This is a genomic window from Methylobacterium organophilum (genome assembly GCF_022179465.1).
GTDB classification, from domain to species: domain Bacteria; phylum Pseudomonadota; class Alphaproteobacteria; order Rhizobiales; family Beijerinckiaceae; genus Methylobacterium; species Methylobacterium organophilum.
This window is the reverse complement of the sequence record NZ_BPQV01000004.1, coordinates 237,223-255,685: the sequence shown is the minus strand read 5'-3', so window position 1 is coordinate 255,685 and position 18,463 is coordinate 237,223. Positions and strand designations below refer to the sequence as shown.

The window sequence follows — 18,463 nt, the reverse complement described above, 5'->3', positions numbered from 1 at the left end:
CCCTCAGCAGGGCTTCAGAATCGGATCGAGATGCAGGAGGCGCTCGGCCAGCGCCGCCGCCGTTCCCGCGTCCTCCCCGCCGATCTGGCCATCGAGGGCGAGGTCGGCCAAGCCGTGCACCAGGGCCCAGCAGCGCAGGGTCCAGTCCGCCGCGCTCTTCGCCGGGACCAGGGCCGCGACCCGTTCGGCCAGCACCGCGTGGCTCGCCTGCGCCGCCGCGACCAAGGCCGGCGGCTTGCCGCCGGGCCAAGGGCCGAACATCAGCCGGAACAGGGCCGGGTTCGCACAGGCGAAGCCGACATAGGCCACCCCCTGCCCGATCAGGGCCTCGCTTCCCCGTCCCGCCCCGTCCGCCGCCGCGAGCGCCGCCCGCAGCCGCTCGAACCCCACCACGGCCACGGCGGCGAGCAGGGCGTCCTTGTCGGGGAAATGCCGGTAGGGTGCCATGGCCGAGACCCCCGCCCGCCGGGCCGCCTCGCGCAGGCCGAGGCTGGCGGGGCTGCCCCCCTCCTCCAGGATGGCGAGACCCGCCGCGACCAGCGCCTCGCGCAGGCCGCCATGGTGATAGCCCGGTTTCGCGGGCGCTTCGGCGCGATCAGATGTTGACACTGTAATCATCCCGCGTATGTTTACGGTGTAAATCGGAGGGTGCCCTTATGCAAGCCGACGCGCACGCCACCCCGGACCCCGCCCCCCGAGGGGAAGGCGGAACCCCGCGGCACTCGATCGACCTGTCGGATTATCCCGGGCTCGTGGTGGTCTATCTCGGCTTCCGGGTCGGCACCTGGCGGGGCCTCAAGGCCCTCCTTGGCATCGGACGGGGCCTGGGCGAGATCCAGCGCCACAAGCCCGAGGGGCTGCTCGCCCACGAGAACCTGCTCTACGGCCTCAACCATATCGGGATGCGCCAGTACTGGCGGGACCTGGAGAGCCTGGAGGCCTTCACCCGCTCCGAGCCGCACAAGACCTGGTGGCGCGACTTCGCAAAGGATCCCGCCGGTTCCGGCTTCTGGCACGAGGCCTACCGGCTGCAGGGCGGGATGGAGGCGATCTATCTCGGCATGCCGAGGCCCATCGGGCTCGGGTCCTTCGCCCCCGCACGGGCACCAATCGGCCCCTTCATGAGCTCGCGCCAGCGCCTCGCTGCCTAGGACGGGTCCTCGCTCGGTCGACGATCGTCCGATTACCGGAAGAGGGCGTCGAAGAGGTTTTGGGGTTCGCGGGGCTGGGGCGGCGGAGCGGCTGCGGGGCCGGCGTTGTTCGGGAAGAACTTACGCGAGGGCTTCTGCTTGGGCTGCACCGGGACGCCTCGGGGCGCTTCGACGTCCACCTGGCCCTCCGGGTTGATCTGCTGGGCGGTCTTGGTCGGGTCGCCGCCGCGCTTCTTCTTCTCCGGCTTGGCGGCGAGCGCGGGCATGTCCTCCTGCTCGCGGGCCTCCGCGATCACGTCGGAGCCGCCTTTGCACTCGGTCAGCCACACGTCGTAGATCGGGTGCTCGATGGCGTGCAGGCCCGGGCTCGAGGCGAACATCCAGCCCGTGAAGATGCGCCGGTACTTGTTGTCGAGGGTCACCTCGTCGACCTCGAGGAAGGTCGTGGTCTTGGGCGTCTCGGTCGGCGGGCGCGAGTAGCAGACCCGCGGCGTCAGTTGCAGGGCGCCGAACTGCACGGTCTCGTCGATGGCGACCTCGAAGGACACGATCCGGCCGGTGATCTTGTCGAGCCCGGAGAACACGGCGGTCGGGTTCTTGATCTTGTCGGCCCGCGCGGGGATGGCGGCGGCGCCGATCACGGCGGCGGCCAGAAGCGCCCGGCTGAGGAAAGCGGCTGTCCTGCGGCTCAAGGCGCGCCCCTGTTCGAAACCCGTGGCGCGCCGGCCGAGCCCCGGGGCTCCAAGCCCCGGCCGAACGGCCGAAGCGCGCGCCCTGCGGTTAACACCGGAAGGGTGGTCGAAAAAGGGCGATGCGCGTCCCGAGGGCCCTCCCCTCAGTTCCTGATCGGTTTGGCGCCGATCTCCAGCCGGTAGATCGTGGTCGGGAAGCGGATCGCGGCCTTGCCGCCGTTCATGGCGCTGGAGCGGTTCATCTGCGCCGCCGGGATCCAGAGGCCGCCCTCCTCGTCGATCCACATCGCGTCGCCCCAGACCAGGGCCGGATCCTGCACCAGGGTGCCGATGCGCCCGTCCGGCGCGATCGTCAGGATGCGCAGGTTGTCGATGTCGGAGGCGTAGATCGTCCCGTCCGCGTCGATGGCGGTGCCGCCGGTGGAGACGGTGGCGGCGAAGAGTTCGACATGGCGGCCCCGTTCCTCGTCGCTCGCCGCCGCGTCGTCGAGCCACTTGGTCTCGATCCGGTAGAGCGGGCCGGTGCAGGCCTGGTAGTAGAGCCATCTTCCGTCCGGGGAGACTTCGAGCTGATCGGCATGGATCGCGATCGGCTTGCCGTCCTCGCCGAGGATCACCTTGTTCTCGCCGGTGAGCGGGCGCTGCGCCACCGTGGAGGGATGCCCGTCGAGGACCCGCCGGAGCGAACCGTCGTCGAGGTCGAGCACGATCAGCCCCGGCTGGCCGGCATCGGTCAGGTAGACCTTGCGGCCGTTGAAGCGGAAATCGTCGATGAAACTCTTGGCGGTGGTGGCCGCCTCGAGGGGATAGGTCTTGGCGATCCTGTTCGTGGAGAGGTCGATGTGCACGAGCTTCGGCCCGCCGGGCAGCGGCGCCTCGCCCAGGCCGGCCGCGCCCTTGTCGACCACCCAGAGCGCCCCGTCCGGCCCGATCCGGATCGCATTGACGCCGACGAAGCCGCTTGCCGGGTCCTCTCCCGGCTTCCAGGAATTCCAGGCGGCGTCGGGATAGGCGACCGGCTTGCCGTCGACCCATTCGCCGAGCTCGATCCCCCGGTCCTTCTGCTGGCGCTGAAACGGGGAGAACAGCCGCCCGTCCCGGGAGCGGGTGATGCCGTTGAAGACGAGGCTGTCGGAGCGCAGCGCCGGGGTGAGCTGCGCCGGGGCGGTGGCGACGTCCTCCTGGGCCTGCGCGGCCGTGCCGAGAAGGGCAGCCAGAAGCGCGGCGCCCAGCGCCGGCAGGATCGTTCGCATCGCATTCCCCGTCATCACAGGCTGACGGTGGGAAATGCCTTTCTAGGCCGGGAGGTTCAGGGTCGGGGGCGGTTGGCCGCGCTCACTGCCCCGGCGACCACGGCACGTAATCGCCGGTCGCGGCGGGGCGGGCGCCCCAGGAGAGCTGGGAGCCCTTCGGCCGGTAGGCCTGAGCCGTGCCGGTGAGGTTCTCCTCGTGCGGCTTCTGCCACTCGCGCGGGACGTAATCCTCCTCGCTCGGGGGCACGTCGCCGTTGTGGCAGAGCCAGGCGCGCCAGCCCGGGGGCACGCGGGAGGCATCGGCATAGCCGTTATAGACCACCCAGCGCCGCTCCGGCCCGACCGAGCGGTCGATCAGCGGCCCGAGCGCCTTGTAGTACTTGTTGCCGAGCTCGTCCGACCCGACGAACTGGCCGCTGCGCGCCGTGTAGAGCGCGAGCGAGGTCGTCTGCCCGTTCCACCAGGTGAAGATCCGCAGCAGCGTGTCCTTGAGGGCCATGGTTCCTCTCATGTCCGATCCGCGTCCCTGAGGGGGGATGCGGGTCCGGGTCTCGCTCAAGCGCCGCGCGGACTTGGCTGGCCCGGATCCCGTGTCGAGCGCGGGGAAGGCCGGATCAGGCGGCGTCGGATGCCGCCCGGTTTATGGAGAGAGGCGGCGGTCAAGTCCAGCGCCGCGTTGCGCCGCACCGCCGCCGCACGGGCGCCGGCCCGAAGGGCCGCCCTCCCCCGCCGCCTGTTGCGCGGGAGTCACGGGGCGGCGCCACGCGCGGCGCCCCGGGGGCCGCTTCGGCCGCCTGCCCCCGCTCCGGGGCCCGTCAGGCTGTGTGCGAAAAATTTTCCCGGCGGAAATCGCCGAGGGCGGAAGAGGGGTTAGCGGATCGTTGAGGATATCCACAGGAAACGCGCCACTCCTACCACATCTAGTCGGGAACACGCCCCCTCGGCACTAGTTATTGACGCATGAACGGGGTGGGCAGTAGTCTTCCCTCACTGCTTCGGACGGCCGCAAGCGGGGCCTCGGCTCCGCCCGCTGGCGCGGAATCGTAAGGTCGCGGAAGGTCCGGTACGGACCGCCGGTCGGTCGGGGCAGAGTTCCGAAACGTGTCACGAGGCCCGGCGCAGGACGCCGGCGGCCGGGGCGTCCGCCCCGTACGGAGAGGGATTCATGCGGTTCGAGCGGCGCTACACCACGGCTGGACAGTCGCCCTACGCGACGATCGCCTTCCGCGAGGCGGTGAGCGAGATCCGCAACCCGGACGGTTCGATCGTCTTCCGGCTCGACGGCATCTCCGTGCCGGAGAGCTGGAGCCAGGTCGCCGCCGACGTGCTGGCGCAGAAGTATTTCCGTAAGGCCGGCGTGCCCGCGCGCCTCCGGAAGGTCGAGGAGAACGACGTTCCGAGCTTTCTGTGGCGCTCCGTCGCCGACGAGACGGCACTGGCCGCGCTGCCCGAGGACGAGCGCTACGTCTCGGAGAGCTCCTCCACCCAGGTCTTCGACCGGCTCGCCGGCTGCTGGACCTACTGGGGCTGGAAGGGTGGCTATTTCTCCTCGGAGGAGGATGCCTCCGCCTTCCTCGACGAGCTGCGCTTCATGCTCGCCCGGCAGATGGTGGCGCCGAACTCGCCGCAATGGTTCAACACCGGCCTGCACTGGGCCTATGGCATCGACGGCCCCGGCCAGGGCCATTTCTACTGCGACTGGAAGACCGGTGCGCTGACCAAGTCTGCTTCGGCCTACGAGCATCCGCAGCCGCATGCCTGCTTCATCCAGTCGGTCGCCGACGACCTCGTCAACGAGGGCGGCATCATGGACCTCTGGGTGCGCGAGGCGCGCCTGTTCAAGTACGGCTCCGGTACCGGCTCCAACTTCTCGATGCTGCGGGCCGAGAACGAGAAGCTCGGCGGCGGCGGCAAGTCGTCGGGCCTGATGTCCTTCCTCAAGATCGGCGACCGGGCGGCGGGCGCGATCAAGTCGGGCGGCACCACCCGGCGCGCCGCCAAGATGGTGATCGTCGACATCGACCACCCCGATATCGAGGCCTTCATCGACTGGAAGGTGAAGGAGGAGCAGAAGGTCGCCGCCCTGGTGACCGGCTCCAAGGTCGTCTCGAAGCACCTCACCGCTGTGATGAAGGCCTGCATCCAGTGCGAGGCCGAGGGTGACGCCTGCTTCGACGCGGAGCGCAACCCGGCGCTCAAGCGCGAGATCAAGGCCGCCCGCAAGGCGATGGTGCCCGACGCCTATATCAAGCGCGTCGTGCAGTTCGCGCGCCAGGGCTTCACCAAGATCGAGTTCCCGGTCTTCGACACCGACTGGGATTCGGAGGCCTATCTCACCGTCGCCGGCCAGAACTCCAACAACTCCGTCTCGCTCACCGACGACTTCCTGCGGGCGGTCGAGGCCGACCGCGACTGGAACCTGACCGCCCGCACCTCGGGCAAGATCGCCAAGACGGTGAAGGCCCGCGAGCTCTGGGAGAAGATCGGCGAGGCGGCCTGGGCCTCGGCAGATCCGGGCCTGCACTTCAACACGACGATGAACGACTGGCACACCTGCCCGACGGGCGGGCGGATCCGGGCCTCGAACCCGTGCTCCGAGTACATGTTCCTCGACGACACGGCCTGCAATCTCGCCTCGGCCAACCTCCTGACGATGTACGACCGGGAGACGAAGCGCTTCGACGTGGAGGCCTTCGAGCACCTGAACCGGCTCTGGACGGTGGTGCTCGAGATCTCGGTGATGATGGCGCAGTTCCCGTCCAAGGAGATCGCGGAGCTGTCCTACAAGTACCGCACCCTCGGCCTCGGCTACGCCAATATCGGCGGCCTGCTGATGACCATGGGCCTGCCCTACGACTCCGCCGAGGGCCGGGCGCTGGCCGGGGCGCTGACCGCGATCATGACGGGCGTGGCCTATGCCACCTCCGCCGAGATGGCGGCCGAGCTCGGCACCTTCGCGGCCTATGAGGACAATGCCGACGCGATGCTGCGGGTGATCCGCAACCATCGCCGGGCGGCCCATGGCGAGGCCGCGGGCTACGAGTTCCTCAACGTCACCCCCGTCCCCCTCGACCACGCCAACATCCCGCAGGCCGATCTCGGCGCCCATGCCAAGGCGGCCTGGGACCGGGCCCTGGCGCTCGGCGAGGAGCACGGCTACCGCAACGCCCAGGCCACGGTGATCGCGCCCACCGGCACGATCGGCCTCGTGATGGATTGCGACACCACCGGCATCGAGCCCGACTTCGCCCTGGTGAAGTTCAAGAAGCTTGCCGGCGGCGGCTACTTCAAGATCATCAACCGCGCCGTGCCGGACGCCCTGCGGGCGCTCGGCTACCGGGAGGCCGAGATCGCCGAGATCGAGGCCTACGCGGTCGGTCACGGCTCCATGGGCCAGGCTCCCGCGGTCAATCCGGGCTCGCTCCGGGCCAAAGGCTTCACCGACGACAAGATCGCGGCGGTGGAGGCGGGCCTGAAATCGGCCTTCGACATCAAGTTCGTGTTCAACCGCTGGACGCTCGGTGACGACTTCCTGAAGGACACCCTCAAGGTCCCGGCGGAAAAACTCGCCGACCCGACCTTCGAGCTGCTGCCGTTCCTCGGCTTCTCGAAGAAGGAGATCGAGGCCGCCAACACCCATGTCTGCGGGGCGATGACGCTCGAGGGCGCGCCGCACCTGAAGACCGAGCATTACCCGGTCTTCGACTGCGCCAATCCCTGCGGCCGGCTCGGCAAGCGCTACCTCTCGGTCGAGAGCCACATCCGCATGATGGCGGCGGCGCAGCCCTTCATCTCGGGGGCGATCTCCAAGACCATCAACATGCCCAACGACGCCACGGTGGAGGATTGCAAGGCGGCCTATCTGCTGTCCTGGCGCCTCGCCCTCAAGGCCAACGCCCTCTACCGCGACGGCTCCAAGCTCTCGCAGCCCCTCAACGCCGCCCTGATCGCGGATGACGAGGAGGAGGCCGACGACGTGGTCGAGGCGCTGATCCAGGCCCCGGCCGCGGCCAAGGCGGCGGCGGCCGCGGAGAAGATCGTCGAGCGGGTGATCGAGCGCGTCGAGCGCATCCGCTCGCGGGAGAAGATGCCCGACCGTCGCAAGGGCTACACCCAGAAGGCGGTGGTGGGCGGCCACAAGGTCTACCTGCGCACCGGCGAGTACGAGGACGGCCGCCTCGGCGAGATCTTCATCGACATGCACAAGGAAGGCGCGACCTTCCGCAGCCTGATGAACAACTTCGCCATCGCGATCTCGCTCGGCCTCCAATACGGCGTGCCGCTGGAGGAATATGTCGAGGCCTTCACCTTCACCCGCTTCGAGCCGGCGGGCTTCGTGCAGGGCAACGACGCGATCAAGAACGCGACCTCGCTGCTCGACTACGTGTTCCGCGAGCTCGCCGTGTCCTATCTCGGCCGCACGGATCTCGCCCACGTTAACCCGTCCGAGATCGGCGGCACGGTGCTCGGCGGCGGCGAGGGCGACACCACCCGCGAGGCCGGCAAGGCGACTCCGGCCGCCTCGACCATCGTCTCCCGCGGCCTGCTGCGCGGCTCGGCCGACCGGCTCACCCTGATCCAGGGCGGTCCGGCCGGCGGCACGGTCGGCATGGGCGCGGCCTCCACCGGCCAGAGCGCCCCGGCGGGCGGCACGGTGCACGCCCTGCGCGGCGCCACCGCCCTGAAGGCGGAGCCGCAGAGCCTCGGCAGCGTCGAGGCCCTGCCCTTCGCCGCCCCGGAAGCCAAGGCGGAGCGCAGCGTCGCCGACCGCCGGGCCGAGGCGAAGATGAAGGGCTATGTCGGCGAGGCCTGCCCCGAATGCGCGAACTTCACGCTGGTCCGCAACGGCACCTGCCTGAAATGCGACACCTGCGGTTCGACCACCGGCTGCTCGTGACGGGACCCTTGAGGGGACATACCTCAAGCATCGTTCGGAGCGGAGGCCAGCTCCTCGACGAGCGTTGGGCCAGGGACTGACGAGGAGGGCGCCGATCCGGCGCCCTCCTCGTGCATTTGAGAACAAATCAAGTACATCCCGGCTTGAGGCGAGACAGCGCTGCCCTGCAATGGCCAGCGCGGACCACACCAGAACCAAGCTTGACGAGCGGCCGGACCGCTCGTAAGCAATCTCGGTCCTAATTGGGATCCCAAACAGAATTTACCTGTATCGATCGCCCGCGGGTGCATTCGCCTGATCCTGAGAGCCGACCATGACCGACACGATGATGCGCTTGGCCCTGTTCCTGTTTCCGGGACAGCATCTGGGCGCTTGGCGCCTGCCCGAGGCGATCCCGGAGCTCGATGTGGGCATCGAGCACTATGTGCGGGCGGCCCAGCTCGCCGAGGCGGCAAAGCTCGACGCAATCTTCTTCGAGGACCAGGCCGCCGTCCCGCGCAGCAACCACATTGTGAAGGGCGATACCTACGGGGCGGCGCATCCTCGCGCGATCCACTTCGACCCCACCATGCTGCTTCCCGCGCTCGCCATGAAGACGAGGCATCTCGGGCTCGCGGCGACGTCGACGGCGACCTACAATGAGCCTTACAACACCGCCCGTCGCTTCTCCTCGATCGACTTCATCAGCAATGGGCGGGCCGGCTGGAATCTCGTCACCTCGTTCAACGAGAACGAGGCGCAGAATTTCGGGCTCGACGCCCATGTCGAGCACGGCCTTCGTTACGAGCGCGCGAGCGAATTCATCGATGTCGTGACGGGACTCTGGGATTGCTGGGAGCCCGGCGCCGTCACGCGCGATAAAGACAGTGGCCGCTATTTCGATGTCGAGAAGATGCATTTCCTCCAGCATGAGGGGCGCTTCTTCAAGGTCCGGGGTCCCCTGCCGATGGGCCGCAGCCCGCAGGTGCGCCCCGTCATCTTCCAGGCGGGCTCGTCGGAGCCGGGTCGCGAGCTTGCGGCGCGCACCGCCGACGTGGTGTTCACGCTGCAGACCGACATCACGGCAGCCCGCGCCTTCCGCGAGGACATCCGCAAGCGCGCCGAGCGCTTCGGCCGCGATCCCGACATGATCAAGGTGCTCCCCGGCATCACGCCGATCGTCGGCCGCACCGATGCGGATGCGGAGGCCTTCCGCACGAAGATGCGTGACCTCATCCCCGTCGAACTCGCCATCAGCCACCTGACGCCGCATTCAGGCGGCCTGAACTTCCTCGATTACGATCTCGACGGGCCGATGCCCGAGCTACCGCCGACCAACGCGGGCAAGTCGCACCGGGAGGCGATCATGGCCCTCGCGCGCAAGGGCAACCTCTCGATCCTCCAGACCGCGCGCTTCTTCGCCGAGGGCAGCTATATGAAGCTCGTCGGCGCGCCGAGCACCATTGCCGACATCATGCAGGAATGGCTCGAGGCCGGCGCCTGCGACGGCTTCCTCGCGGTACCGACCCATTTCCCGACCGGCGTGGAGGACTTCACCGGCCTCGTGGTGCCCGAGCTGCAGCGCCGCGGCATCTTCCGGAAGGAGTATTCCGGCCCACATCTGCGCGACCATCTCGGCGTCACCCGATACGCCTGAGCGGGGGGCGAGACCCGTGCGAAAGACCGGATATGAATAAAGCGACGCCGACGGCGGAGATCCATGTCCTCGGAGAAGGCAAGCGCGGCAAGCTCTCCGAGGAGGCCTATGCCCAGCTGAAGCAGCGCATCTTCGACTTCCGCTTGCCGCCCGGGCAACGCTATTCGGAGGCCGCGCTTGCCGAGATGCTCGCGATCTCGCGGACGCCGTTGCGCCTCGCCCTGCACATCCTCGAGCATGAAGGCTACCTGCAGAACGTCGGCGGGCACAATTGCTGGCAGGTGCGCGCCCTCGACCTGTCCTATTACGAAGATCTCTACGACTTCCGGTCCGAGCTCGAGGCGCTGGCGATCCGCCTCGCCTCGAAGGCCGGCTCGCCGCCGCGGCTCGATGCTCTCGCGGCGCTATGGTGCGCCGACAAGGCCGAGCGCCGGCTCGACTCGGATTTCGTGGCCGATAGCGACGAGGCGTTCCACCTCGCGATCGTGGGTCTCGCGAACAACACCTCGATGGCGCGCACGTTCGCCGAGATCACCGACAGGATCCGGATCATCAGGCGCGTCGACTTCGTCTCGGAGCGGCGGATCGAAGAGACTTACGACGAACACGGCGAGATCATCCGTGCGCTCCTCGCGGGGCGTTTCGAGGCCGCGGAAGATCTCGTTCGGAGGCACATCGACAAGTCGCGAGAAGAGATCCGAAAGATCACCGTCTACAACATGAGCATGAAGAGGTAGGCAACGGCGCGATGCGGAACGGCGAGCATAAGGCGTCTCTCAAGGCGGCGATGCGGCGGATGCCGGGGGCGGTCTCGCTGGTGACCACGGTCGACCCCAACGGTGCGCCCGCGGGGCTCGCCGCCTCGGCCGTCATCCCGATCTCGATGGACCCGCCCTCGATGCTGGTCTCGATCAACCGCAACGCCAGCGCCCATGGGCCGATCTCCCGCGCGGGCCGGTTCTGCATCAACCTGCTGGCAGCCGATCAGGCGAGGCTGGTCGGACCCTTCGCCGACAGCGCGCGGCGTGATGAGCGGTTCTCCGAAGGCGATTGGTCGGCGCATGAGGGCGTGCCCTACCTGCCCGACGCTTGCGCGGCGATCTTCTGCGAGGTTCGTCAGGAGATCCCGTTCGGCACCCACAGCCTTTTCATCGGCGAGGTCACCGGCGTGGTCGGCCGCGACGGCGGCGCTGCTCCGCTCGGCTGGATGGAGGGAGGTTTCGTGGCCATGGCCCCGCTCACGCCTGCCGCCGTGAGCAAAGACGCGGCGGTCACCTAATCCTGCGGCATGCCGGTCGCGCGGCGGTCGTCATGCGCCGCGACAACGCGCTGGAGCAGCTTCATCAGCGTTTTGCGGTCGTCGACGCCGAGACTGGCGATCGTGGCCTCGTGGGCCTCGCGCGCGGGGGCCTGCATGGCGGCCAACAGCGCGGTTCCTTCGGGGGTCATCCGGCAGTCCTGCGCGCGGCGATCCTGCTCCGACGGAATGCGCTGGATGAGGCCCCGGCTCTCCAAGCGTTTCAAGGCACCCGTGGTGGTGGTGCGGTCGAGCGCGACGGCGCGCGCGAGCGTCGACTGGTCGGCCGCGCCGTGCTCCGAAAGCGTCGAAAGAAGGCTGTACTGCAGCGGCGTGATGCGAAACTCGGCGCAGAGCTCCATGAACAGGCTCACGTGGATCTGATGAAGCCGCCGGACGAGAAATCCCGGACGCTGGGAGAGCGGCCAACTCTCACTGGAAGACCTTGAACGCGCGCGCTCTTTCATCGCTGTCCCATTCCCTCTCCTCGTCCGTTTCTCGTTTCGCCGCCTGCACCGCTCCAGCTTCCTGGCACGCCGCGTGCATTGGGAAAAGCGAAGTGTACTTCGCTTTTCGGCGTGCCGCAGGCCCGCCGGGTTGCATACGGAGGGCCGCATGGCCGACGCGACTGGCTACGATCTGGTGCTCAAGGGCGGCAGGGTGATCTGTCCGGCTTCGGGCGTCGACGGCGTGCGCGACGTCGCGGTGAAGGGCGGCAAGATTGCGGCCGTGGAGGAGCAGATCCTGCCGAGCACCGCACGCGAGGTCGTCAACGTCGCCGGCAAGCTGGTGCTGCCCGGCCTGATCGACACTCACGGCCACGTCTACCAGTACGTCACCGGCCGCTTCGGCCTCGAGGCCGACATGGTCGGGGTGCGCTCCGGGGTGACGACGGTGGTCGATCAGGGCGGTCCGTCCTGCATGACGCTGCCGGGCTTCCGCAAGTTCATCGCCGAGCCGGCCGAGACCAACGTGCTGGCGTTTCTGTCGGCCTATCTGGTCGGTGGTCTCGAGGGCCACTTCTACCCGAACCTCTATCAGCCCGACTGCGTCGACATCGAAGCGACGGTGCGTTCGGCGACGGCCAACCGCGACATCGTCCGCGGAATCAAGGGGCACGCCGAGATCGGCGGCTTCGCCCGCTGGGGCATCAAGGTCATGGAGATGGCGGCCGAGATCGCGCGGCGCTCGGAAGTGCCGCTCTACGTCCATTTCGGCCAGCTCTGGGGCCTGCCGGAGAGCGGCGCCAACGGCGAGGACGCCGACACCATCCTCGAGCGCGTGATCCCGCTGCTGAAGGAAGGCGATGTGCTGGCCCATCCGTTCACCCGCCATCCGGGCGGGTTCGTGAACCGCGAGGGCGCAGTGCATCACGTCATCCAGGCGGCGATCGACCGCGGCCTGAAGGTCGATGTCGGCCATGGGTCCCACTTCTCCTACCGCCTCGCCAAGCAGGCGCTCGCGGCCGGCGTCGTCCCCCATACGCTCGGCGCCGACATGCACGGCTACAACACGCAGGTGCCCGAGATACCGATCCCGGCCGGTACCCCGGAAGAGCACGAGGACGACGAGAACCACCCCTTCAAGGGCCAGGCCCGCTTCAGCCTGACCCAGGCCATGAGCTCGATGATGACGCTCGGGCTCGACCTCGAATACGTGGTCAAGATGGTGACCATCCATCCGGCCCGGATGCTGCAGATGGAGGACACGCTGGGTTCGCTCGCCGTCGGCCGCACGGCGGATGTCTCGGTGCTCGACGACCTGCGCGGCCGCTTCGTCCTGCGCGACAACGAGGATTACCGCGTCATCGCCGAGCGCTTGCTGCAGCCGGCCTTCTGCCTGCGCGCCGGCAAGCGCATCGATGCCGACAGCCCGATTCTGCCGCAGGCGGTCGCCGCGTGAGCGCGATGCCGGCGCCTCAGGAGATCTGGGAGACGCTCTCTCAAGAGCAGCGCGACGCCGCGTACAACAACAACGCGGCAGTCGCGAACAGCGCCGCGCTGATCGTCGAGCGCGACCGGCTCGCGGCTGAATGGCGTGCACGGCCCGGCGCGAAGCTCGACCTCGCCTATGGAAGAAAGCCCCGCAACCGGATCGACATCTATCCGGCCAGGGACCGCGACGCGCCCTGCCTCGTGTTCGTCCATGGCGGCTATTGGCAGAGGAACTCGCGCGAGATGTTCGCGCACTACGCCGAAGGCGCGAACGCCGCCGGCTGGTCGGTCGCAATGCCGAGCCACACGCTCGCGCCTGAGGCGAGCCTCACGGAGATCGTCGCGGAGCTCGGGGAGGCGCTCGACTGGCTCGCCCGAGAAGGCCGGCAGCACGGAGTGAACGGCCCGATCGTGCTCGCGGGCTGGTCGGCCGGCGGCCACCTGACCGCCATGCTGCTCGGCCATTCTGCGGTGAGAGCCGGGCTCGCCGTGTCGGGCGTCTACGCGCTCGCGCCGATTCGCGACACGTTTCTGAACGGCGCGCTGACGCTCACTGACCGCGAGGTCGAGACCCTCTCGCCGCTTCTGCTGCCGGTCGTGAATAAGCCGATGGCGATCGCCTATGGAACTGCCGAGGTCCCGGTGCTCATCCGCGACAGCCTCGCGCTCCACGCGAAGCGCGCCGATGCCGGCGCCCCAGGCCCGCTGATCCCGATCGAGGGTGCAAACCACTTCACCATCCTCGACGGCTTCCGGTCGGCGGGAGGGCCGCTGGTCAAGGCGGCGCTCGCGATCCTCGCCGAAGCCCGCACCCGCGCGGCCGCGGCATGAGTCCGTCCGTGTCCCGATGAGCTTCCTGTTCTCCCCGTGAAGGAAACGGCCATGCCGACGTCTCGCATCGCTTCGATCGCCGTTCTGGCCCTTACGCTCGCTACCGTGCCCGCGTTTGCGGCCGACACGATCAAGATCGGGGTCAACGAGCCCCTCACCGGCCCGTTCGCCGCCTCCGGCGCCTATGTGGTCAACGGCGCGAAGATTGCGGCCGACGAGATCAACGATCGCGGGGGCGTGCTCGGCAAGAAGATCGAGCTCGTGATCGAGGACAATAAGTCGAACCCGACCGAGGCTGCCGCGGTCGCCGAAAAACTTATCAACTCGGACAAGACGCCGGTCATGATGGGCGCCTGGGGCTCGAGCCTGACGCTCGCGGTCATGCCGAAGCTCGAGGAATACGAGGTCCCGATGCTGGTCGAGACCTCCTCGTCGGGCAAGATCACGACGTCGGGGAATCCTTTCGTGTTCCGCATCTCGCCGCCGTCGGCGCTCGAGGCCGAGATGTTCGCCCCGATGGTCGAGAAGCTCGGCGTCAAGAAGGTCGACTTCCTCGTCATCAACAACGACTGGGGCCGCGGCGCCGCCGGCGATTTCGGCAAGATGCTGAAGGGCAAAGGCATCGAGGTCGGCCTGACGGAGACGATGGATGCCAGCGCCCAGGACATGAGCGCGCAACTCGCCAAGATCAAAGGCACCGACGCCGACACCCTGATGATCACCGCGGCCGTCGACCAGCTGACGCTCGTCTTCAAGCAGATGGCTGCGATGGGCGTGAAGAAGCGCGTCATCACCACGGGCGGCTCGCAGAATCCCGATCAGATCGTCGCCCAGGCGGGAGGCGCCGCCGAGAAGACGATGCACCTCACCACCTTTCTGCCCTGGGATCCGGCCAAGACCCCGGATCAGAAGGCGACCCAATACTTCCTCGGCGAATGGAAGAAGCACGGCTACCCGTTCGCCGGCGCGACCGAGAGCTTCCGCGGCTATGACGGCATCCGCACGATCGCTGCCGCGATCGAGAAGGCGGGCTCCGCCGAGCCGAAGGCGATCCAGAAAGCCTTCTGGAATGTGGAGTTCACCGGGCTGAACGGAACGATCAAGTTCACCAAGTCCGGCCCCCTGGGCAAGGAGAGCGGCCAGTCGAAGCCCGGCGTCTACCTGATCGAGATCGCCGGCGGCCAGATCGGCGAAGTGAAGCTCTGATCCGAGGGTTGCGCGCTGCGCCCGCCTCTCCCCGACGGAGAGCGGTGAAGACGCAGCGCCGGCCGGGCCCAGCACGTTCGAGCGTGCGGAGTTTCCGTGGACCAGTTCCTGCAACACCTCGTCAACGCCCTGGTGCTGGGCGGCGCCTATGCACTGCTCGGCATCGGACTGACGCTGATCTTCGGCATCATGAACGTGGTGAACTTTACCCACGGTGCTCTCTACACCGTCGGGGCCTATGCGATGTACATCGCATCGGTCACGCTCGGCTTGAACTTCTTCGTCGCGCTTCCCGTCGCAATCGTCGCTGGCCTCGCGCTCGGGGCGCTGATCGAATGGCTGCTCCTGAGACCTTTGCGGGACGCGGATATCGACACCACCATGCTGGTGATGATCGGCGCCGGCATCATGCTGCAGTCCGGCACACTTTGGATCTTCGGGGGCGTCGCCAAGGCCATTCCGAACCCGTTTCCTGAGGCACCGCTCGCCTTCGCAGGCGTCTCGATCTCCTGGATCCGTCTGTTCGTCTTTGTGGCGGCCGCCCTGCTGATCGTCGCGGCCTACGCGACGATCAACGGCACGCGGCTCGGCCGAGCCATGCGCGCGACTTTCCAGGACGCCGACACCGCGGCGTTGATGGGCGTCAATGTCGGACTGATCTACACCGCGACCTTCGCCCTCGGCTGCAGCCTCGCCGCCGCTGCCGGCGCGCTGCTCGGGCCGGTCTATGTCGTGTTCCCGCAGATGGGCGATCTCGCCGCGGTCAAGGCCTTTGCCATCGTGATCCTCGGCGGCCTCGGCTCGATCGCGGGCGCGACCATCGGTGGTTTCGTGCTCGCTATCGCCGAAGAGTTCGGCGCCGGCTACATTTCGTCCGGTTACCGCGACGCCATGGGCTTCGTCATCATCATCGCGGTTCTGCTGGCGAAGCCCACGGGCCTGTTCGCCCGCGCGGAGCGTGTCGGATGACCCGCTCCCTCCCGCTCCTCATCCTCTTGATTCTGGCGCTGCTTCCTCTCGGCCTGAAGGATCCTTACCTCCTCAATGCCCTGATGACCGGCGGCATCTTCACCATCGGGGCCATCAGCCTGAACCTGCTGCTCGGCTTCACCGGCCAGCTCAGTCTCGGGCACATCGCCTTCTTCGGCATCGGGGCCTATGCGAGCGCGCTCACCGCGCTCGGCTTCGACGTCGGCCTGTTCGGCGATACGCGCATCGTCCATGAAGGCTGGCACCCCTTCCTCGGCTTCCTCGTCGCGATCGTGGTCTCGGGCTTCTTCGGCTTCGTGGTCGGCCGGTTGTCGTTCCGCGTTCGCGGGGCGTATTTCGTGATCGTGACGATCTGCTTCGCGGAGGTCGTTCGGCTCGTCGCGCTGAACTGGATCGAGCTGACCCAGGGGCCGCTGGCGCTGACTTCGATCCCCTTCATGAGGCTGGGCTTCCCGGGCCTCGGCGAGCTGACGCTCAGGACCAAGGTCCAAAACTACTACCTGATGCTCGGCGTCGGGACGCTCGCCTATCTCGTCGTCGCGCGGCTCGTACATTCGCGTTTCGGCCGTGCCATGCGGGGGCTGAAGGAGAACGAGCAGCTCGCCCTGTCGGTCGGCATCAACGCCACCAGGACACTGACCGTCGCGGCCACCATTTCGGCCGCGATCGCGGGCGCGGCCGGCAGCCTCTACGCCCATTATTTCCGCATCATCGACCCGGACGTGTTCCTGTTCGCCTACACGATCACCATGGTGATCATGGTGGTGTCGGGCGGCAAGGGAACGCTGGCGGGCCCGATCATCGGCGGCGTGATCTTCGGCACGCTTCCCGTGGCGCTTCGACCCTACATGGCGCCGGAAGCCCAGTGGCTCGTCTATGGCGCGGTCCTGATCCTGATCCTGTTCCTGATGCCGCGCGGCATCGCCCCCTTCCTCGACGACCTGTTCAGGGGACGCACAGGGCACGCGAAGACGCCTTCACCGGCCGCCAAGCCACAGCTGGAGGGCCGGCCATGAGCGGGCGGCCGCTCCTCTCCCTCGACCATGTCGGGGTACGCTTCGGCGGGCTCATCGCCGTCGCCGACCTGCATTTCGACGTGCGCGAGGGCGAGATCCTCAGCCTCATCGGACCGAACGGCGCAGGAAAGACCACCGCCTTCAACGTCTGCACCGGCTTCCTCAAGCCGAGCCAGGGGGAGGTGCGTTTCAAGGGCGCGAGCCTTGCCGGGCTGTCGCCGAACCGCATCAACCGGCTCGGCCTCGCGCGCACCTTCCAGCGCACGAGCGTCTTCCCCGACGACACGGTGCTCGGCAACGTGCTGATCGGCCTTCACCGCGCGGACGGCGGCGCGAGCCTTCTGGATGCGATCCTCAACCTGCCGAAGGAGCGCAGGGGCGAAGTGGCCCGCCGGGCGAAGGCCCGCGAACTGATCGAGTGGGTCGGGCTCGGATCCCGCGCGGAGGAGCGTGCCGGCTCGCTTTCCTATGGCGAGCAGCGGTTGGTCGGAGTGGCGCTCGCGCTTGCGACCGAGCCCTCCATGCTCCTCCTCGACGAGCCGGTCTCGGGCATGAACGCATCGGAAACCAAGAGCTTCGTGCGGCTGATCCGGTCGGTGCGCGACCGCGGTGTCACGATCCTTCTGGTCGAGCACGACATGCCGATGGTGATGGAGGTCTCCGATCGCATCGTCGTGCTGAACCACGGCCGGCTGATCGCCGACGGGACGCCGACCGAGATCCGTCAGGATCCGGCCGTCATCGAGGCCTATCTCGGCAAGAGCGCCGCGACCCGCGAGGCCGAACGGGAGGCCGCCCATGCTTGAGATCCGCAGCCTCGAATGCGGCTACGGGCCGGTCTCGGCGCTGAAGGGCCTCAGCCTCGATGTCGGCGAGGGCGAACTCGTCGCGCTGATCGGCGCGAACGGCGCCGGCAAGTCCACGATGCTGCGCGCGATCTCGGGGCTGGTGAAGCCGAGGCGCGGGACGATCCATTTCGCGGGGCAGGACATCACGGGGGCGGATCCTGCGAAGATCCTCGCCGCCGGCCTCGCCCATTGTCCCGAGGGACGGCGCGTGTTCCCCTACATGAGCGTCGCCGACAATCTCGCGATGGGGGCCTATCTCCGGAAGGACCCGATCCGCGTCCGCGAGGACTACGACCGGGTCTATGCCGACTTCCCGCGTCTCGCCGAGCGCCGTCACCAGGCGGCCGGCACGCTCTCGGGCGGCGAGCAGCAGATGCTCGCGATCGGGCGCGCATTGATGTCGCGACCGAAGCTCGTGATGTTCGACGAGCCGTCGCTCGGGCTTGCGCCCACCATCGTCGAGCAGACGCTCGGCATCATCCGGTCCATCCGCGACGGTGGCGCGACGGTGCTGCTCGTCGAGCAGAACGCCTTTGCGGCGCTCGAACTCTGCGACCACGCCTATCTGATCGAAGGGGGGCGCGTGGTGCGGCGCGGGCTCGGCGTCGAGCTTATCGCCGACCCGCATGTCCGTCAGGCCTATCTCGGCGGCGCTCCGTCGTGAGCCGCGCGTAAGCGGCAGGGCCATCACGCGTCGCCATTTCGGCAGATC

17 protein-coding genes are annotated in these 18,463 nt (G+C 68.1%); 12 read left to right on the top strand and 5 right to left on the bottom strand.

Features of this window, described 5'->3' with window-relative positions; all coding sequences use genetic code 11:
* Window positions 1–3: 3 nt before the first annotated feature.
* Window positions 4–609, bottom strand: a complete 606-nt coding sequence (locus tag MFF21_RS08640; protein ID WP_373324968.1) for a TetR/AcrR family transcriptional regulator — start codon at window positions 607–609, stop codon at window positions 4–6.
* A 47-nt stretch (window positions 610–656) separates the two neighbouring features.
* Here MFF21_RS08640 and MFF21_RS08635 point away from each other — a divergent pair, with 47 nt between their 5' ends.
* Entirely contained in the window at window positions 657–1,151 is a 495-nt protein-coding gene (locus MFF21_RS08635) for a monooxygenase family protein (RefSeq protein WP_238310736.1), read from the top strand.
* Window positions 1,152–1,183: 32 nt separating this feature from the next.
* Here MFF21_RS08635 and MFF21_RS08630 read toward each other — a convergent pair whose 3' ends face one another.
* The 3 genes from MFF21_RS08630 to MFF21_RS08620 form a co-directional block, all read right to left on the bottom strand.
* A complete protein-coding gene (locus tag MFF21_RS08630) occupies window positions 1,184–1,804 on the bottom strand; it encodes a DUF2155 domain-containing protein (protein ID WP_238310918.1) in 621 nt (206 codons plus the stop codon).
* A 182-nt stretch (window positions 1,805–1,986) separates the two neighbouring features.
* A complete protein-coding gene (locus MFF21_RS08625; RefSeq protein ID WP_238310735.1) occupies window positions 1,987–3,096 on the bottom strand; it encodes an L-dopachrome tautomerase-related protein in 1,110 nt (369 codons plus the stop codon).
* A gap of 82 nt (window positions 3,097–3,178) precedes the next feature.
* Window positions 3,179–3,595, bottom strand: a complete 417-nt coding sequence (locus MFF21_RS08620) for an NADH:ubiquinone oxidoreductase subunit NDUFA12 (protein ID WP_238310917.1) — start codon at window positions 3,593–3,595, stop codon at window positions 3,179–3,181.
* A gap of 666 nt (window positions 3,596–4,261) precedes the next feature.
* Between MFF21_RS08620 and MFF21_RS08615 the strand changes: the two genes are divergently transcribed.
* The 4 genes from MFF21_RS08615 to MFF21_RS08600 all read left to right on the top strand — a co-directional run bounded on the left by MFF21_RS08615 (window position 4,262) and on the right by MFF21_RS08600 (window position 10,908).
* The gene (locus MFF21_RS08615) at window positions 4,262–7,993 is read left to right on the top strand and encodes a vitamin B12-dependent ribonucleotide reductase (RefSeq protein WP_238310734.1); all 3,732 of its coding nucleotides are present in this window, start codon (window positions 4,262–4,264) and stop codon (window positions 7,991–7,993) included.
* A 313-nt stretch (window positions 7,994–8,306) separates the two neighbouring features.
* The gene (locus tag MFF21_RS08610; RefSeq protein WP_238310733.1) at window positions 8,307–9,629 is read left to right on the top strand and encodes an LLM class flavin-dependent oxidoreductase; all 1,323 of its coding nucleotides are present in this window, start codon (window positions 8,307–8,309) and stop codon (window positions 9,627–9,629) included.
* 32 nt (window positions 9,630–9,661) lie between these two features.
* Window positions 9,662–10,366, top strand: a complete 705-nt coding sequence (locus MFF21_RS08605) for a GntR family transcriptional regulator (RefSeq protein ID WP_238310732.1) — start codon at window positions 9,662–9,664, stop codon at window positions 10,364–10,366.
* 11 nt (window positions 10,367–10,377) lie between these two features.
* Window positions 10,378–10,908: a flavin reductase family protein gene (locus tag MFF21_RS08600; protein ID WP_238310731.1), complete on the top strand. Its 531-nt coding sequence runs from the start codon at window positions 10,378–10,380 to the stop codon at window positions 10,906–10,908.
* Here the strand turns inward: MFF21_RS08600 and MFF21_RS08595 are convergent.
* Window positions 10,905–11,300, bottom strand: a complete 396-nt coding sequence (locus MFF21_RS08595; protein ID WP_308445658.1) for a MarR family winged helix-turn-helix transcriptional regulator — start codon at window positions 11,298–11,300, stop codon at window positions 10,905–10,907. The two genes, MFF21_RS08600 and MFF21_RS08595, sit on opposite strands and share 4 nt — an antisense overlap.
* 241 nt (window positions 11,301–11,541) lie before the next feature.
* Here MFF21_RS08595 and MFF21_RS08590 point away from each other — a divergent pair, with 241 nt between their 5' ends.
* From MFF21_RS08590 to MFF21_RS08560, 7 genes are all read left to right on the top strand, one after another.
* On the top strand, window positions 11,542–12,828 hold the full coding sequence (locus MFF21_RS08590; RefSeq protein WP_238310729.1) for an amidohydrolase/deacetylase family metallohydrolase: 1,287 nt from the start codon (window positions 11,542–11,544) through the stop codon (window positions 12,826–12,828).
* 5 nt (window positions 12,829–12,833) lie between these two features.
* The gene (locus MFF21_RS08585) at window positions 12,834–13,691 is read left to right on the top strand and encodes an alpha/beta hydrolase (RefSeq protein WP_238310916.1); all 858 of its coding nucleotides are present in this window, start codon (window positions 12,834–12,836) and stop codon (window positions 13,689–13,691) included.
* 51 nt (window positions 13,692–13,742) lie between these two features.
* The gene (locus MFF21_RS08580) at window positions 13,743–14,897 is read left to right on the top strand and encodes an ABC transporter substrate-binding protein (protein WP_238310728.1); all 1,155 of its coding nucleotides are present in this window, start codon (window positions 13,743–13,745) and stop codon (window positions 14,895–14,897) included.
* 96 nt (window positions 14,898–14,993) lie between these two features.
* Window positions 14,994–15,866: a branched-chain amino acid ABC transporter permease gene (locus tag MFF21_RS08575; RefSeq protein ID WP_238310727.1), complete on the top strand. Its 873-nt coding sequence runs from the start codon at window positions 14,994–14,996 to the stop codon at window positions 15,864–15,866.
* Window positions 15,863–16,903 (top strand): branched-chain amino acid ABC transporter permease, encoded by a 1,041-nt coding sequence (locus MFF21_RS08570; RefSeq protein ID WP_238310726.1) that lies wholly within the window; start codon window positions 15,863–15,865, stop codon window positions 16,901–16,903. Before MFF21_RS08575 ends, MFF21_RS08570 begins: the two co-directional genes overlap by 4 nt.
* Entirely contained in the window at window positions 16,900–17,709 is an 810-nt protein-coding gene (locus tag MFF21_RS08565; RefSeq protein WP_238310725.1) for an ABC transporter ATP-binding protein, read from the top strand. Before MFF21_RS08570 ends, MFF21_RS08565 begins: the two co-directional genes overlap by 4 nt.
* Window positions 17,702–18,415, top strand: a complete 714-nt coding sequence (locus MFF21_RS08560; RefSeq protein WP_238310724.1) for an ABC transporter ATP-binding protein — start codon at window positions 17,702–17,704, stop codon at window positions 18,413–18,415. Before MFF21_RS08565 ends, MFF21_RS08560 begins: the two co-directional genes overlap by 8 nt.
* Window positions 18,416–18,463: the final 48 nt, after the last annotated feature.

Excerpts from the sequence above, each read along its gene's own strand:
- MFF21_RS08635 (WP_238310736.1), top strand. The coding sequence starts at position 657 with ATGCAAGCCGACGCGCACGCCACCCCGGACCCCGCCCCCCGAGGGGAA.
- MFF21_RS08625 (WP_238310735.1), bottom strand. The coding sequence starts at position 3,096 with ATGCGAACGATCCTGCCGGCGCTGGGCGCCGCGCTTCTGGCTGCCCTT.
- MFF21_RS08620 (WP_238310917.1), bottom strand. The coding sequence starts at position 3,595 with ATGGCCCTCAAGGACACGCTGCTGCGGATCTTCACCTGGTGGAACGGG.
- MFF21_RS08615 (WP_238310734.1), top strand. The coding sequence starts at position 4,262 with ATGCGGTTCGAGCGGCGCTACACCACGGCTGGACAGTCGCCCTACGCG.
- MFF21_RS08610 (WP_238310733.1), top strand. The coding sequence starts at position 8,307 with ATGACCGACACGATGATGCGCTTGGCCCTGTTCCTGTTTCCGGGACAG.
- MFF21_RS08605 (WP_238310732.1), top strand. The coding sequence starts at position 9,662 with ATGAATAAAGCGACGCCGACGGCGGAGATCCATGTCCTCGGAGAAGGC.
- MFF21_RS08600 (WP_238310731.1), top strand. The coding sequence starts at position 10,378 with ATGCGGAACGGCGAGCATAAGGCGTCTCTCAAGGCGGCGATGCGGCGG.
- MFF21_RS08590 (WP_238310729.1), top strand. The coding sequence starts at position 11,542 with ATGGCCGACGCGACTGGCTACGATCTGGTGCTCAAGGGCGGCAGGGTG.
- MFF21_RS08585 (WP_238310916.1), top strand. The coding sequence starts at position 12,834 with ATGCCGGCGCCTCAGGAGATCTGGGAGACGCTCTCTCAAGAGCAGCGC.
- MFF21_RS08580 (WP_238310728.1), top strand. The coding sequence starts at position 13,743 with ATGCCGACGTCTCGCATCGCTTCGATCGCCGTTCTGGCCCTTACGCTC.
- MFF21_RS08570 (WP_238310726.1), top strand. The coding sequence starts at position 15,863 with ATGACCCGCTCCCTCCCGCTCCTCATCCTCTTGATTCTGGCGCTGCTT.
- MFF21_RS08565 (WP_238310725.1), top strand. The coding sequence starts at position 16,900 with ATGAGCGGGCGGCCGCTCCTCTCCCTCGACCATGTCGGGGTACGCTTC.
- MFF21_RS08560 (WP_238310724.1), top strand. The coding sequence starts at position 17,702 with ATGCTTGAGATCCGCAGCCTCGAATGCGGCTACGGGCCGGTCTCGGCG.